Genomic DNA, 12,686 nt, shown 5'->3' with positions numbered 1-12,686 from the left:
CCACCGACACCGACAATCTGTGGCTGCTCGACCTGTCGACCGGCGGCCGGGTGACGATCTGGCTGCGTCCTGATGTCGCGCCCAAGCATGTCGAGCGGATCAAGACGCTGACGCGCCAGGGCTTTTACAACGGGCTGCCCTTTCACCGGGTGATCGACGGGTTCATGGCGCAGGGTGGCGACCCCAAGGGCGACGGCACCGGCGGCTCCGAGCTCCCTGACCTGGAGAAGGAGTTCAATTACCTGCCGCATGTGCGCGGGGCGGTGTCGGCGGCGCGCGCGCAGGACGAGAATAGCGCGAACAGCCAGTTCTTCATCATGTTCCAGCCGCGCCTGGGGCTCGACAAGAATTATACCGTGTTCGGCCGTGTCCTCGACGGCATCGAGTTCGTCGACGCCATCCCGCGCGGCGAGCCGCCGGCCGAGCCGGCGCGCATCCTGAAGGCCTATATCGCGTCGGACAATCCGCCGCCCTATCAGGCCGCGGCCCCGGCGGCGCCCGTGCTGCCGGCGGGCGAAACGCCGGTCACGCTGCCGGGCGCCAAGCCCAACTGAGCCCCGGCGCGAACCCCCGCCCGCCGACCGCGCGCCCGCCGCGATGAACATCGACCTGTTCGATTTCGAGCTGCCCGCCGACCGCATCGCGCTGCGCCCCGCGGAGCCGCGCGATGCGGCGCGGATGCTGGTGCTGGACGGCGGTGCCACCCGCGACGCGGGCGTGCGCGACCTGCCCGACCTGCTCGCGCCGGGCGATGTCCTGGTCTTCAACGACACCCGCGTCATTCCGGCGCAGCTGGAGGGGCTGCGCGGGACCGCGCGGATCGGCGCGACGCTGCACAAGCGCGAAGGGACGCGCCGCTGGCGCGCCTTTGTCCGCAACGGCAAGCGGCTGCGCGAGGGTGACGAAATCCGCTTTGGTGCGGACGGCAGCGTGCGCGCGACCGCCAGCGACCGGGGCGAAGACGGCAGCTGGGCGCTGACCTTTGCCGGCGATGCGCCGGTCGAGCTGCTGCTCGCCCGGGTCGGCACGATGCCGCTGCCCCCCTATATCGCGTCGAAGCGTGCGATCGACGAACGCGACGCGCAGGATTACCAGACGATGTTCGCGCGCGAGGCAGGCGCGGTCGCCGCGCCGACAGCGTCGCTGCACTTCACCCCCGAGCTGATCGCGCGGATCGACGCCGCCGGGATCGCGCGCGAGACGCTGACGCTGCATGTCGGCGCGGGTACCTTTCTGCCGGTCAAGGTCGAGGACACCGACGATCACGTCATGCATGCCGAATGGGGGCGGATCGACGCCGCGACCGCGGATCGGCTGAACCGCGTGCGCGCAAATGGCGGCCGGCTGGTCGCGGTCGGCACCACCGTGCTGCGCCTCATTGAAAGCGCGGCCGACGCCGACGGCACGATCCGCCCGTTCGAGGGCGACACGTCGATCTTCATCACGCCCGGCTATCGGTTTCGCGGCATCGACGGGCTGATGACCAATTTTCACCTGCCCAGATCGACCCTGTTCATGCTGGTGTCAGCATGGATGGGGCTGGATCGGATGCAGGCGGCCTATGCGCATGCGATCGCGTCGGGCTATCGCTTCTACAGCTATGGCGACTCCAGCCTGTTGCTGCCGTCGGGGAAGGGCTGAGGATTATGCTGCGCCAGATGTGGATTGCCGTCGTCGCGCTGGTGCCGCTCGCGGGCGTCGAGGCGCAGCAGCGGCGAGTGCCCGACGTGCCGGCGATCGCCGATCCGCGTGCCCTTGGCGATCGCCCGGCAATGGCGACGGTCGTGGTCGAGCCGGTCGGCATGCTGATCGCGACCTTTGACCGGGACGGGGACGCAGTGGTCACGCCCGACGAGCTCGACACGGGCGTGGGCGCAACCTTCACCGCCAGCGCGCGCGGGGCGGGCGACATCGGCTATATCCAGTTCGCCGACTGGGCGGAGCGGTGGCTGGGCGATCGCACCGCGTTGCCCGGCCCGTTCGAGGTCGATCGCGATCAGGACAACCGCATCACCCTGGCCGAGCTGCAGGGGCGGATGCGCGAAATCTATGCCCGCATCGATGCCGACAAGGACCAGCGCGTGACGCGCAAGGAACTGCTGACGATCCGCAGCGCCGCGGGGCCGCTGTTCGATCCGGGCGAGCGGCGTCGCCGGCGGAGATAGGGCGGCGGGTCTGGTGAGGGGCGTCCTGCAGACCGGAATCGCTGGCCCATGCCATTGAAGGTCCTCGTCACCCCGGCTTCGTGCCGGGGTCCACGGTGCCGCTTCGGGCTTGCCGGGCCATTTAAGTCGGTACGCGCCAGTGAGCGCGTGTCGTACGCCTGGGCGGGGAATTGCGCCTGTTTCACGGTGGCCCCGGCACGAGGCCGGGGTGACGAGGGTATAAAGTTGGCGGGCGAGGGCGGTCGTGTTCGCGGTGGGAGGCGGACCATATTGCCGCCAAACCCATCGACACAGCATCCGAAGCGCGGCATGAGCGCACGCCACATGACGCGGTTCGATTTTTCCATTCACGCCACCGACGGCAAGGCGCGCACCGGGCGCATCACCATGCGCCGGGGGGAGATCCGCACGCCCGCCTTCATGCCGGTCGGCACCGCGGCAACGGTCAAGGCGGTGAAGCCCGCCGATGTGCGCGCGGCTGGGGCGGACATCATCCTGGGCAATACCTATCACCTGATGCTGCGCCCCGGCGCGGAGCGGGTCGCGCGGCTGGGCGGGCTGCACCGCTTCATGGGCTGGGACCGGCCGATCCTGACCGACAGCGGCGGCTATCAGGTGATGAGCCTGTCCGACCTGACTACGCGCAGCGAGGAGGGCGTGGCGTTCAAGAGCCATCTCGACGGGTCGCGTCACCTGTTGACGCCGGAACGGTCGATGGAGATTCAGCGCCTGCTGGGCTCCGACATCGTGATGGCGTTCGACGAACTGGTGCCGACCACCGCGACGCGCGAGGAACAGGCGGCGGCGATGGCGCGGTCGATGCGCTGGGCGAAACGGTCGCGCGCCGGGTTCGACGCGGGCGGTGCCCATGCCGAGGGCGCGGCGCTGTTCGGTATTCAGCAGGGCGCGCTCGACGAGGCACTGCGTCGCGAATCGGCCGATGCGCTGCTCGACATCGGCTTTGACGGCTATGCCGTCGGCGGGCTGGCGGTGGGCGAGGGGCAGGACGCGATGTTCGGCGTGCTCGATTATGCGCCGGGCCAGCTCGACCCCGCAAAGCCCCGCTATCTGATGGGGGTCGGCAAGCCAGACGACATCGTCGGCGCGGTCGAACGCGGCATCGACATGTTCGATTGCGTGCTGCCGACGCGGTCGGGGCGCACCGGCCAGGCGTTCACCCGCGACGGGCCGATCAACATCAAGAATGCGCGTTTTGCGAAGGATCAGGAACCGATCGCCCCCGAATGCGCTTGCCCTGTATGCGCGACGTGGACGCGCGCCTATCTGCATCATCTGGTGCGGTCGGGCGAGATACTGGGCGCGATGCTGATGACCGAGCATAATCTGTGGTTCTATCAGACGCTGATGCGGGACCTGCGCGATGCAATCGCCGCGCAGCAATTATCCGGTTTCGCCAGCGCGTTTCGCGCGCGATATGGTCAGGCCAGCGCGCGCGCCGCGGGCTGAGTGCAAGTGGAGAGGGTGATGGCCGAAGACGAAGAGAGCAACGAGATCGTGGCGGCAGCCAGGAACGCCAAGCGCAGCAAGCAGGCGGCGAACGCGACGACCCCCGAGCCCGCGGATCGCCTCAACTGGCCGCTGACCACGATCGGCATCGGGATCGGCATCGGTTCCGCCGCGCTGGCGGCGGCGCTGCTCTATGCCAATCGCAATCGCGACAAGCACTGACGACGACCCCGCGCGCCCGACAAGGTTACCGCCGGCCGCATCTGTTCCGCCGCGGGACAGGGCGAAAATGGGGGAGGCGCGCGCGGGCGTGATGCGCTAACCGGCCGCGATGCGGCGTCGGCGTCCCTCCACTTCCCAGATCGTGCTCGCGACGCTGTTCGTCGTTCCGGCGAGCATATTCACCGCGCACGCGGCGATCGCATCGTTCGACCAGGTCGCGCGCGCGACGCCCGCAGCCATGGCGGCCCCGGTGTCCCAGCCGGCGCTGGTGGCGCGCGCGATCGTGACGCCCGGCACGACCGGGACGACCGAGCTGCCGGCGCTGCCCGCGGGCGTGGCCCCCGAAGGCGACGCACGCGCGCCGACCGACGCGACGGTGCGCGCCGCGTCGCCATTCGTGCTCGGCGGATCGACGACCGACCAGGCCCGCGCGCTCGAGTGCCTGACCGCCGCCATCTATTACGAGGCCGCAAGCGAGCCCGACGATGGCCAGCGCGCAGTGGCGCAGGTGGTGTTGAACCGCGTGCGCCATCCCGCCTTTCCCGCGACGGTGTGCGGCGTGGTGTATCAGGGGTCGCAGAATCGGGTGTGCCAGTTCAGCTTCACCTGCGACGGGGCGCTGGCGCGGCGACCGGCGCCCGCCGCCTGGGCGCGCGCGCAGCGGGTTGCGGCGGCGGCGCTCAACGGCGCGGTCTTCGCCCCGGTCGGGCTGGCGACGCATTACCACACCTATGCGGTCACGCCGGCGTGGAACCGGGGACTGGTAATGACCGGCGTATTCGGCGCGCACTTCTTTCACCGGTGGAAGGGCTATTGGGGCACGCCCGCGGCGTTCACCAGCCGCCATGCCGGCGGCGAGCCCGATGTCCGGGGCAGCGCGGCGGTGCGCGCGGGGCTCGACGCGCCGGTCGCCGCGCTGGCGATGCCGCGTGCGGTGCCGGTATCGCCGGCCGAGACGCCCGTGGGCGCGGCACCGGCCGATCGCCTGCCCGAATCGCAGGTGCGCGACGAGTGGCGCGACAGCGGCCGGCCGCTGATCTGAAGCCGCCGATGCAAACGGGCCGCCGCATCGCTGCGACGGCCCGCGCCTTCATCTGGGGTCAGGTTCAGTAGCGACCCTGGCGGTCGTTCTTCTGGATGCGGATGCGCTGCGACAGCCGGTCGAAACGCTGGTCGAGATCGCGGCGCTCGACCCGGTTCAGGCCATTGCCGGAGCGGCGATACTGGCGTTCCAGCACCGTCAGATCGCGAAACTGGGCGCGCAGGCGGCTTGCTTCGGCCCGGTTCAACGCGCCCGAGCGCACGCCCTGGTCGATCCGCCGGTCGAGATTGGCCTGACGCTGGTTGATCGACATCCAGCCCGACTGCGCGCTCGCGGTGGCGGGGACGGCACTGGCGGCGACGCCCAGCGCCGCAATCATCATCGCAATCTTCTTCATGTTCCAACTCCTGAACTGAACCGGCCGGGTGACCGGTTGAGACAGGATATCGGACGCAATTGTCGCACGCGTGTTCCGCCGAACGCGGAAAACTGTCACACCTTGTCGCAGGTCGGGCGGGTTCGTTCAGCTTCGCTGCGTGGCGATCCAGTCGTCGATCTGGCGTTCCAGCACGTCGAGCGGGACCGAACCCTGGCCGACGACCGCGTCGTGAAAGGCGCGCAGGTCGAACCGCGGGCCGAGCGCGGCCTCTGCCTTCGCACGCAGCTCGCGGATCTTGAGCTCGCCCAGTTTATAGCCCAGCGCCTGGCCCGGCCAGCTGATGTAGCGATTGACCTCGGCATCGATATTGGCGGCCGACAGCGCGGTGTTGTCGGTCATGAAGGCGACCGCCTGTTCCTTGGTCCAGCCCTTGGCATGGATGCCGGTGTCGACGACCAGCCGGCACGCGCGCCACATCTCGTAGCTCAGCCGGCCCATATTCTTTTCCGGCGTGTCATAGAGCTTCATCTCGATGCCCAGCCGCTCGGCATAGAGCCCCCAGCCTTCGGTGAAGGCGGTGAAGAAGGCGAGATATTTGCGCAGCGGCGGCAGGTCGAGTTCCTGTTGCAGCGCGATCTGGTGATGGTGCCCCGGCACGGCCTCATGCAGCGTCAGCGCGGGCAGCTCCCACAACGGCCGCTGGTCGAGCTTGGACGTATTGACGAAGTAGAAGCCCGCCAGCCCGTTCTCGGGACTTCCCGGCCCGTAATAGGCGGTGGTCGTTCCCTCCGCGGTTTCGGCCGGGATCGGCTTGACGCCATAGGGCAGGCGCGGCAGCCGGCCGAAATATTGCGGCATCAGCCCGTCGATGATCTTGGCCTGGCGCGAGCTTGCCGCCAGCAGCTCCTCCGGCGTCGTCGCGTAATATTTGGGGTTGGTGCGCAGTTCGGCGATGAACGCCTCGCGGCTGGCGAAGCCGGCTTCCTTGGCGGTGGCTTCCATCTCCGCGCGGATGCGCGCGACTTCCTTCAGGCCGATGTCGTGGATCTGATCGGGCGTCAGATCGGTCGTCGTCATCTGGCGCACGCGGAAGGCATAGAAGTCGCGGCCGTTGGGCTGCGCCGATACGCCGACCGAACGCGCACAGGCGGGCTGGTAGGCGCGGGTGTAGAAGTCGGCGGCCTTGCGATATTCGGGGTTGAGCGTGCCGGTGATGACGTCGCGCGCGCGCTGCTGCAGCGCCGCCCATTCGGCGTCGCTGGCGTCGGCCGGGCGGGGATTCTTGAACGGCGCATAGAAGCGCGACTGGGTGGCATCGGCGGTGATGACCCCGGTCAGCGTCCGTTCGAAATTGGTCAGCGTGACGCAGGGCTGGACATAGCCTTCCTTTACCGCGCGCGCGGTGATCGCGATCAGTTCGGCATTCATCGCCGGAAACTTGCCGAGCCGGGTGAGGTAATTGGCGTAATCGGCCTTGCTGCGGAACGACAGGTCCTCGCCCAGGCCGGCCAGCCCCTGCCAGGGAGAGCTGTAGCTGGTGAACAGGATCATCCGCTGGCCGAAGCGGTTGCCCTCGATGTCGTTGCGCAGCAGCCGGCGCAAAATGCCCTTGTTGACGCGCCCCGCGGCATCAAGGCCGGCGTCGGGGATCGCTTCGAGCCGGTCGAGGAAACGCTGTGCGTCGGCGGCGCGGCGATCCTCGGCAGCGAGCGACACGTCGCCCAGTTCGGTGTCATAATCGCGCACGCCGACCGACGAGGCGAGGCGCGGGCTTTCGCGCAGCGCCCATTGCCAATGGTCGTCGAGCAGGGCGGCCAGGTCCTCGCGCGGCCCGGCGTGCGCAGCGCCCGCACTCGTTAGCACCAGGGCAATCGCCGCGACCGTCAATTTCAGGTTCCGCATTTCAAGCATCTCCAACCGCCCGTCCAACGACCTTCGCCAAAAGCATGTGCAGGCACAATAGCTCCCGTCCGCCGTCACCCCGGCCTTGCGCCGGGGTCCCGCTGTTTTCCTGCGTCGGACGAGGCAGCGGGGCCCCGGATCAAGTCCGGGGCGACGATCTGTGGAAGCCGCCTTTGGTCGTGTGGTGCCTGCCGACGGGAAGTTACGCCGCGAGCAGGCGGGTCGCCTGCGCGCGGGCTTCGTCGGTGATTTCCGCGCCCGACAACATCCGGGCGATCTCCTCGCGCCGTTCCGCGTCGTCGAGGGCGTGGACGCCGGTGCGCGTGACGATGCCGTCGTGGCGCTTGGCGATCAGCAGGTGGCGGGCGCCGCGTGCGGCGACCTGCGGGCTGTGCGTCACCACCAGCACCTGCGCGCGCTCGGCCAGCCGCGCCAGCCGGTCGCCGATCGCGCTCGCCACCGCGCCGCCGACGCCACGATCGATCTCGTCGAAAATCAGTGTGCACGGCGCGCCTTGTTCGGCGAGCGCCACCTTCATCGCCAGGATGAAGCGCGACAATTCGCCGCCCGACGCGATCTTGATGAGCGGGGCGAAGGCCGCGCCCGGGTTGGTCGAGACCTCGAACTCCACCCGGTCGCGGCCCGCGGCGCTGCCCTGTTCGGGGGGCAGGGGCTCGACATGGGTGCGAAAGCGCGCGGCGTCGAGCTTGAGCGGGGCGAGCTCGGCGGCGACAGCCGCGTCGAGCCGCGCCGCTGCATCGCGCCGCGCCGCCGACAGTGCGGTGGCGGCGTCGGCATAGGTATCCGCCGCCGCCGCGGCCGCGCGTTCGAGCGCCGCCAGCCCCGCGCTGCCCGCGGTCATCCGCTCCAGCCGCGCGCCCATCTCTTCGGCCAGCGCGGCGAGATCGTCGGGCTGAACCCGGTGCTTGCGCGCCAGTCCGCGCAGCTCGAACAACCGCGCCTCGTCGGCCTCGAGCGCGGCGGGATCGAAGGCGAGCGCCTCGCCAGCGACATCGACCTGGTCCTGTGCGGCCCCGGCCTCGATCAGCGCGCGGTCGATCGCCGCCAGGGCTTCGGCGAGCGCGCCATGATCGTCGGCGACGCGTTCGAGGATGCGCGCGGCCTGGCGCAGCCGCGACAGCGCGCCGTCCGCCCCGTCGATCAGCCCGGCGATCGCCTGAAGCTCACCCGCCACGCGTTCGCCGCGTTGCATCGCGGCGCGACGCTCGGCCAGCGTGGCTTCCTCGCCCGGTTCGGGCGCGAGCGCGCGCAGTTCGCCGACGGCATGTTCCAGCCATTCGCGGTCGCGCTCGGCACTGGCCTGGTCGTCGCGCGCGGTCGCCAGCCGTGCCTCGGCCTCCTGCCACGCGCGCCATGCCGCCGCGACCGGCGCGGTGTCGAGCGCGCCGAACGCGTCGAGCAGCGCGCGGTGGCCGCGTGGATTGAGCAGCCCGCGATCGTCATGCTGGCCGTGGATCTCGACGAGCAGCGCGCCGAGTTCGCGCAGCAGTCCGGCAGATGCGGGCTGATCGTTGACGAAGGCGCGGCTGCCGCCGTCGGCCTTGACGATGCGGCGAATGATCAGTGGCTCGCCGGCTTCGACCTCCAGCCCGTTTTCGTTGAGCAGCGCCCACAATGCGCTGCTGGGCGCGGGGGGCGAAAAGCACGCGGTCACCGCCGCCTGCGCCGCGCCTTCGCGCACCAGGCCGGTGTCGCCGCGCGCGCCGAGCGCAAGTCCCAGCGCGTCGAGCAGGATCGACTTGCCCGCGCCCGTTTCCCCCGTCAGCACGCCCAGCCCGGCGTCGAATTCGAGGTCGAGCGCCTCGATCAGCACGACGTCGCGGATCGCCAGCGCGGTCAGCATCTGCCGGCCTCCTGACCGGTGCGGCTCAGCTCGCCGCCGGTGTGGCGGGGGCCGCCGGCGCGGCGGTCGCGGGCGCGTGCTTCTGGATCAGCGCATAGGCGCGCTCATACCATTTCGAGCCGGGATAGTTGGCGCCGAGCACGGCCGCCGACTTGCGTGCTTCGTCGGGCACGCCCAGCGCCAGATAGCTCTCGGTCAACCGCATCAGCGCCTCGGGCGTGTGCGTCGTCGTCTGGTACCGGTCGATGACGGTGCGGAAGCGCAGCGACGCCGCGAGCCACTGGCCGCGCTGCTGATAGAAGCGGCCGACCTCCATCTCCTTGCCCGCCAGATGGTCGCGCACCAGATCGACCTTGAGCCGCGCGTCGGCGGCATAGCGGCTGTTGGGGTAGCGGCGGGTCAGTTCGCCCAGCGCCCCCTGGGCCTGATCGGTGATTTTCTGGTCGCGCGAGACGTCCGAAATCTGCTCATAATAGCTGAGCGCGATCAGGTAATAGGCGTACGGAGCGTCGCGGTTGCCGGGGTGGACCGCCAGGAAGCGCTGCGAACCCTGAATCGCCTTGGTATAATCGCGGTCCAGATAATAGCTGAACGCGCCCATCAGCTGCGCGCGGCGCGCCCAGACGGAATAGGGGTGCTGGCGCTCGACCTCGTCGAACAGCGCGGCCGCGACCTTGTACTGGCCGCTGTCCAGCCGCTGCTTGGCGGCGGTGTAGAGCGTGCCGACGTCGCGCGCGACATAGGCGGTGTCGGCCCCGCGCTTGGGACCGGTCAGGCCCGCACAGGCGCTGAGGCCCAGCGCGGAAATGGCGATGATGCCGCAACGGGCGACGCGGGACAGGCGGATTTGCATGGACGGTTAGTAGCGGAGCAGGGCCATGGCGAACAATCCCAAAATCAACGCGGACAACCCGCGCATTTCCGCCGCGCCGCAAAAAATTTACGCTTTGTTAACGATTTCGGGTTCATGCTTTCTTTACGGATTGACGCCCCTTGGCCACTCGGTGGAGACGTCGTTTCATGTATCTCGTGCGTGTTGTCGTGATCGCCCTTTTGTGCGGGGTAATGTCGGGCGGGTGCGCAACGTCGCAGCCGACGGCGACCGTGCAGGTCGCGCCGACCGTCCCAATTCCGGGCCCCGAAGAAAAATGGCGCGAGATTGCGCTGAGCGACGACGCCCAGACGCTCGATTCGATTGACCAACGCTGGCAGCAGGCGCTCGCGACGCTTGGTCCCACGACGCGAAAGTCGGCGGAGGCCGAAGGCGCGCTGCTCGATCCGGCGGCCGCGCTCGACCATCCCGCGCCGACGCCGGGTTCGTACAAATGCCGGGTGGTTCGCCTGCAGATGGACGAACGCCCGGCCCGTCGCCTGCGCGCCTATCCCGAGTTCTTCTGTTACATCCGCGCGGAGGGCGATCAGCTGACCTTCCTCAAGCAGACGGGGACCGACCTGCCTGCGGGGTGGCTGTTTCCCGGTGGACCCCGGCGCATCGTGTTTCTGGGCGCGCAGCAGGACGAACCCGGCGAGGGCAAGCTCGGTTACGGGGTCGAACGCGCGCGCGACCGGGCGGGCGTGATCGAGCGGATCGGTCCCTTCCGCTGGCGGCTCGCGATGGCGGTGACCGGCGATGCGCAGCGCTTCGACATCTACGAATTTCGTCCGGTGCCGTCCGACGCGCAGCCCGAAGTCTGATTTTTTCCTGCCCGGCCTTCAGCTGAACCCAGCCTGTCGCGCGCGTAATGTGCGGTTCATGCAACGGGGCTGATCCTCCAGGCGTTGGGCCGCTCAGGTCCAATCAATGGAGGAGAAGACCGATGTTGAAGCCGATCACGGGCGCCATCGCCGCCGCCGCCGCGTTCGCCGCCGTCCCCGCCATGGCCGGGCACGACCGCTATGCGCATATCTTCAACGACTCCAATTCGCACTATCTCGACTACAAGACCTCGATCTCCGAGGCGAAGCGCGAGCTGCGCAAGGATCTGGAGGATGCGGACAGCGAATCCGACCGGGTCGAGGCCTATGCCGAATATGAGCGCGAGGTCGCCGACGCCGACTATGATTTCCGCAAGGAAATGGCCGAGCGTGGCGTCAAGCTGCGGCGCGGCGAGGTGACGGTGCTGGAGGACGTGGCGGCCATCCGCCGCTGAGGCCCGTGACGTCGCCCCGGCGCAGGCCGGGGCCGTTGGCAGAATGCGCGCACCTGTAGCCAGCGGCCCCGGCCTGCGCCGGGGCGACGCGCTTATCGGCTGTCCGTCAATTCGCCAGTCCGAGCTGCCACAGCACGAAGGCGTTTTCCTCGGCCGCTTCCTTGAGCGATTCCCAGCGGCCCGACTTGCCGCCATGGCCTGCGCCCATGTTGGTCTTGAGCACCAGGACATGGTCGTCGGTCTTGGTCGCACGCAGCCTGGCCGCCCATTTCGCAGGCTCCCAATAGGTCACGCGCGGGTCGTTGAGACCGCCCGAAATGAACATCGGCGGATAGGCCTGTGCGCGGACATTGTCGTAGGGTGAGTAACCCCGGATCAGCTCGAACGCGGCCTTGTCCTCGATGGGATTGCCCCATTCGGGCCATTCGCCCGGCGTCAGCGGCAGTGTCTCGTCCAGCATGGTGTTGAGCACATCGACGAACGGCACGTCGGCGACGACGACGCCCCACAGTTCGGGGTCGGAATTGACCACCGCGCCCATCAGCTCGCCGCCCGCCGACCGCCCCGCGATCGCGATCTGGCCCGCGCTCGTATAGCCCAGATCGATCAGCCCCTTTGCGACATCGACGAAGTCGTTGAAGGTGTTGGCCCGCTTTTCCAGCTTGCCGTCCAGATACCATTGCTGGCCGAGATCGTCGCCGCCGCGGATATGCGCGATGGCGAAGGCGACCCCGCGATCGAGGAAGCTCAGCCGTGAGGTCGAAAAGCCCGGCGGGATGGCATAGCCATAGGCGCCATAGGCATAGAGATAGAGCCTGCCGGTGCCGTCGCGCGGGAAATCGCGTGGGTAGACGATCGACACCGGCACCTGGGTGCCATCGCGCGCGATGATCTTGAGCCGCTCCGTCGCATAACACCTCGCGTCATAGCCGCTCGGGATTTCCTGGACCTTGAGCACCTCGAGCCGCCCGTCGGCGAGGTGATAGTCATAGACGGTGCCCGGCGTGACCATCGATTCATAGCCGATGCGCAAGCGGTCGATGGCATATTCGGGATTGTCGCCCAGCCCGGCGACATGGCTCGCCTCCGCAAACTCGATCGGAGTCGGCGTGCCGCCCTCATAGCGGTGGATCTCGATCGTATCGATGCCGTCGCGCCGGCCCTCGACCACGAAAAAGTCGGCGAAGGTGGTGACGCCGGTCATGTAGAAATCGGCCGACGGCGCGATCCGCTCGACCCACTCGGCCGGTGCGTCGATGCTGGCGGTCACCAGCCGGAAATTGGGGTGGGTGTCGTTGGTGTGGATGAACAAGGTGCCGTCATGTTCGTCGACATCATACTCGCGGCCGGGCAGGCGCGGCGCGACCAGGATCGGTTCGGCCAGCACATTGTCGGCGGGCAGCAGCCTCACTTCGCTGGTGACATGGTCGCCGGTCGAGATGATGATCCACTTGCGCGACTGGGTCTCGCCGACGCCGACGCGATAGCCTTCGTC

Annotated in this window: 13 protein-coding genes; 8 read left to right on the top strand and 5 right to left on the bottom strand. The window is 68.8% G+C overall.

The features are described 5' to 3' along the window. The 6 genes from AX709_RS02530 to AX709_RS02505 form a co-directional block, all read left to right on the top strand. The coding region (locus AX709_RS02530; protein WP_066546486.1) for a peptidylprolyl isomerase at positions 1 to 554 on the top strand (554 nt) is incomplete at its 5' end. A gap of 43 nt (positions 555 to 597) precedes the next feature. Beyond that, positions 598 to 1,641 (top strand): tRNA preQ1(34) S-adenosylmethionine ribosyltransferase-isomerase QueA, encoded by a 1,044-nt coding sequence (gene queA / locus AX709_RS02525; RefSeq protein ID WP_066546484.1) that lies wholly within the window; start codon positions 598 to 600, stop codon positions 1,639 to 1,641. Positions 1,642 to 1,646: 5 nt separating this feature from the next. Continuing rightward, entirely contained in the window at positions 1,647 to 2,165 is a 519-nt protein-coding gene (locus AX709_RS02520) for an EF-hand domain-containing protein (protein ID WP_231725973.1), read from the top strand. Positions 2,166 to 2,489: 324 nt separating this feature from the next. After that, a complete protein-coding gene (tgt, locus tag AX709_RS02515; RefSeq protein ID WP_066546489.1) occupies positions 2,490 to 3,632 on the top strand; it encodes a tRNA guanosine(34) transglycosylase Tgt in 1,143 nt (380 codons plus the stop codon). 18 nt (positions 3,633 to 3,650) lie between these two features. Further along, positions 3,651 to 3,854 (top strand): hypothetical protein, encoded by a 204-nt coding sequence (locus AX709_RS02510; protein WP_066477984.1) that lies wholly within the window; start codon positions 3,651 to 3,653, stop codon positions 3,852 to 3,854. A 109-nt stretch (positions 3,855 to 3,963) separates the two neighbouring features. Continuing rightward, positions 3,964 to 4,896 carry a cell wall hydrolase gene (locus tag AX709_RS02505; RefSeq protein WP_082731589.1) on the top strand — a complete coding sequence of 311 codons (933 nt, stop codon included), beginning with the start codon at positions 3,964 to 3,966 and terminating at the stop codon, positions 4,894 to 4,896. Between the two features lie 64 nt (positions 4,897 to 4,960). Here AX709_RS02505 and AX709_RS02500 read toward each other — a convergent pair whose 3' ends face one another. The 4 genes from AX709_RS02500 to AX709_RS02485 form a co-directional block, all read right to left on the bottom strand. Continuing rightward, positions 4,961 to 5,293, bottom strand: coding sequence for a hypothetical protein (locus AX709_RS02500; RefSeq protein ID WP_066546473.1), 333 nt, complete (start codon positions 5,291 to 5,293; stop codon positions 4,961 to 4,963). Between the two features lie 126 nt (positions 5,294 to 5,419). After that, positions 5,420 to 7,186 (bottom strand): DUF885 domain-containing protein, encoded by a 1,767-nt coding sequence (locus tag AX709_RS02495; protein ID WP_066546471.1) that lies wholly within the window; start codon positions 7,184 to 7,186, stop codon positions 5,420 to 5,422. Between the two features lie 193 nt (positions 7,187 to 7,379). Continuing rightward, the gene (recN, locus tag AX709_RS02490; protein WP_066546469.1) at positions 7,380 to 9,041 is read right to left on the bottom strand and encodes a DNA repair protein RecN; all 1,662 of its coding nucleotides are present in this window, start codon (positions 9,039 to 9,041) and stop codon (positions 7,380 to 7,382) included. A 25-nt stretch (positions 9,042 to 9,066) separates the two neighbouring features. Next, positions 9,067 to 9,894 carry an outer membrane protein assembly factor BamD gene (locus tag AX709_RS02485; protein ID WP_066477670.1) on the bottom strand — a complete coding sequence of 276 codons (828 nt, stop codon included), beginning with the start codon at positions 9,892 to 9,894 and terminating at the stop codon, positions 9,067 to 9,069. Positions 9,895 to 10,061: 167 nt separating this feature from the next. On the opposite strand from AX709_RS02485, the gene AX709_RS02480 reads away from it, so the two are divergent. Together AX709_RS02480 and AX709_RS02475 are read left to right on the top strand one after the other, a co-directional pair. Then, positions 10,062 to 10,736 (top strand): DUF4893 domain-containing protein, encoded by a 675-nt coding sequence (locus AX709_RS02480; protein ID WP_066477668.1) that lies wholly within the window; start codon positions 10,062 to 10,064, stop codon positions 10,734 to 10,736. Between the two features lie 122 nt (positions 10,737 to 10,858). Next, complete coding sequence (locus tag AX709_RS02475) at positions 10,859 to 11,191, top strand: hypothetical protein (protein WP_066477658.1); 333 nt, start codon at positions 10,859 to 10,861, stop codon at positions 11,189 to 11,191. A 106-nt stretch (positions 11,192 to 11,297) separates the two neighbouring features. On the opposite strand, the gene AX709_RS02470 is transcribed toward AX709_RS02475, so the two are convergent. Beyond that, the coding region (locus tag AX709_RS02470) for a S9 family peptidase (RefSeq protein ID WP_066546467.1) at positions 11,298 to 12,686 on the bottom strand (1,389 nt) is incomplete at its 5' end.

This window comes from Sphingomonas sp. CCH15-F11 (assembly GCF_001557005.1).
Classification (GTDB): Bacteria; Pseudomonadota; Alphaproteobacteria; order Sphingomonadales; family Sphingomonadaceae; genus Sphingomonas.
Note: the sequence above shows the minus strand (reverse complement) of the source record. Positions and strands in the feature narration are given on the sequence as shown.

Coding starts and splice junctions, on each gene's coding strand:
- queA (WP_066546484.1), top strand. CDS start 598: ATGAACATCGACCTGTTCGATTTCGAGCTGCCCGCCGACCGCATCGCG.
- AX709_RS02520 (WP_231725973.1), top strand. CDS start 1,647: ATGCTGCGCCAGATGTGGATTGCCGTCGTCGCGCTGGTGCCGCTCGCG.
- tgt (WP_066546489.1), top strand. CDS start 2,490: ATGACGCGGTTCGATTTTTCCATTCACGCCACCGACGGCAAGGCGCGC.
- AX709_RS02510 (WP_066477984.1), top strand. CDS start 3,651: ATGGCCGAAGACGAAGAGAGCAACGAGATCGTGGCGGCAGCCAGGAAC.
- AX709_RS02505 (WP_082731589.1), top strand. CDS start 3,964: ATGCGGCGTCGGCGTCCCTCCACTTCCCAGATCGTGCTCGCGACGCTG.
- AX709_RS02500 (WP_066546473.1), bottom strand. CDS start 5,293: ATGAAGAAGATTGCGATGATGATTGCGGCGCTGGGCGTCGCCGCCAGT.
- AX709_RS02495 (WP_066546471.1), bottom strand. CDS start 7,186: ATGCTTGAAATGCGGAACCTGAAATTGACGGTCGCGGCGATTGCCCTG.
- recN (WP_066546469.1), bottom strand. CDS start 9,041: ATGCTGACCGCGCTGGCGATCCGCGACGTCGTGCTGATCGAGGCGCTC.
- AX709_RS02485 (WP_066477670.1), bottom strand. CDS start 9,894: ATGCAAATCCGCCTGTCCCGCGTCGCCCGTTGCGGCATCATCGCCATT.
- AX709_RS02480 (WP_066477668.1), top strand. CDS start 10,062: ATGTATCTCGTGCGTGTTGTCGTGATCGCCCTTTTGTGCGGGGTAATG.
- AX709_RS02475 (WP_066477658.1), top strand. CDS start 10,859: ATGTTGAAGCCGATCACGGGCGCCATCGCCGCCGCCGCCGCGTTCGCC.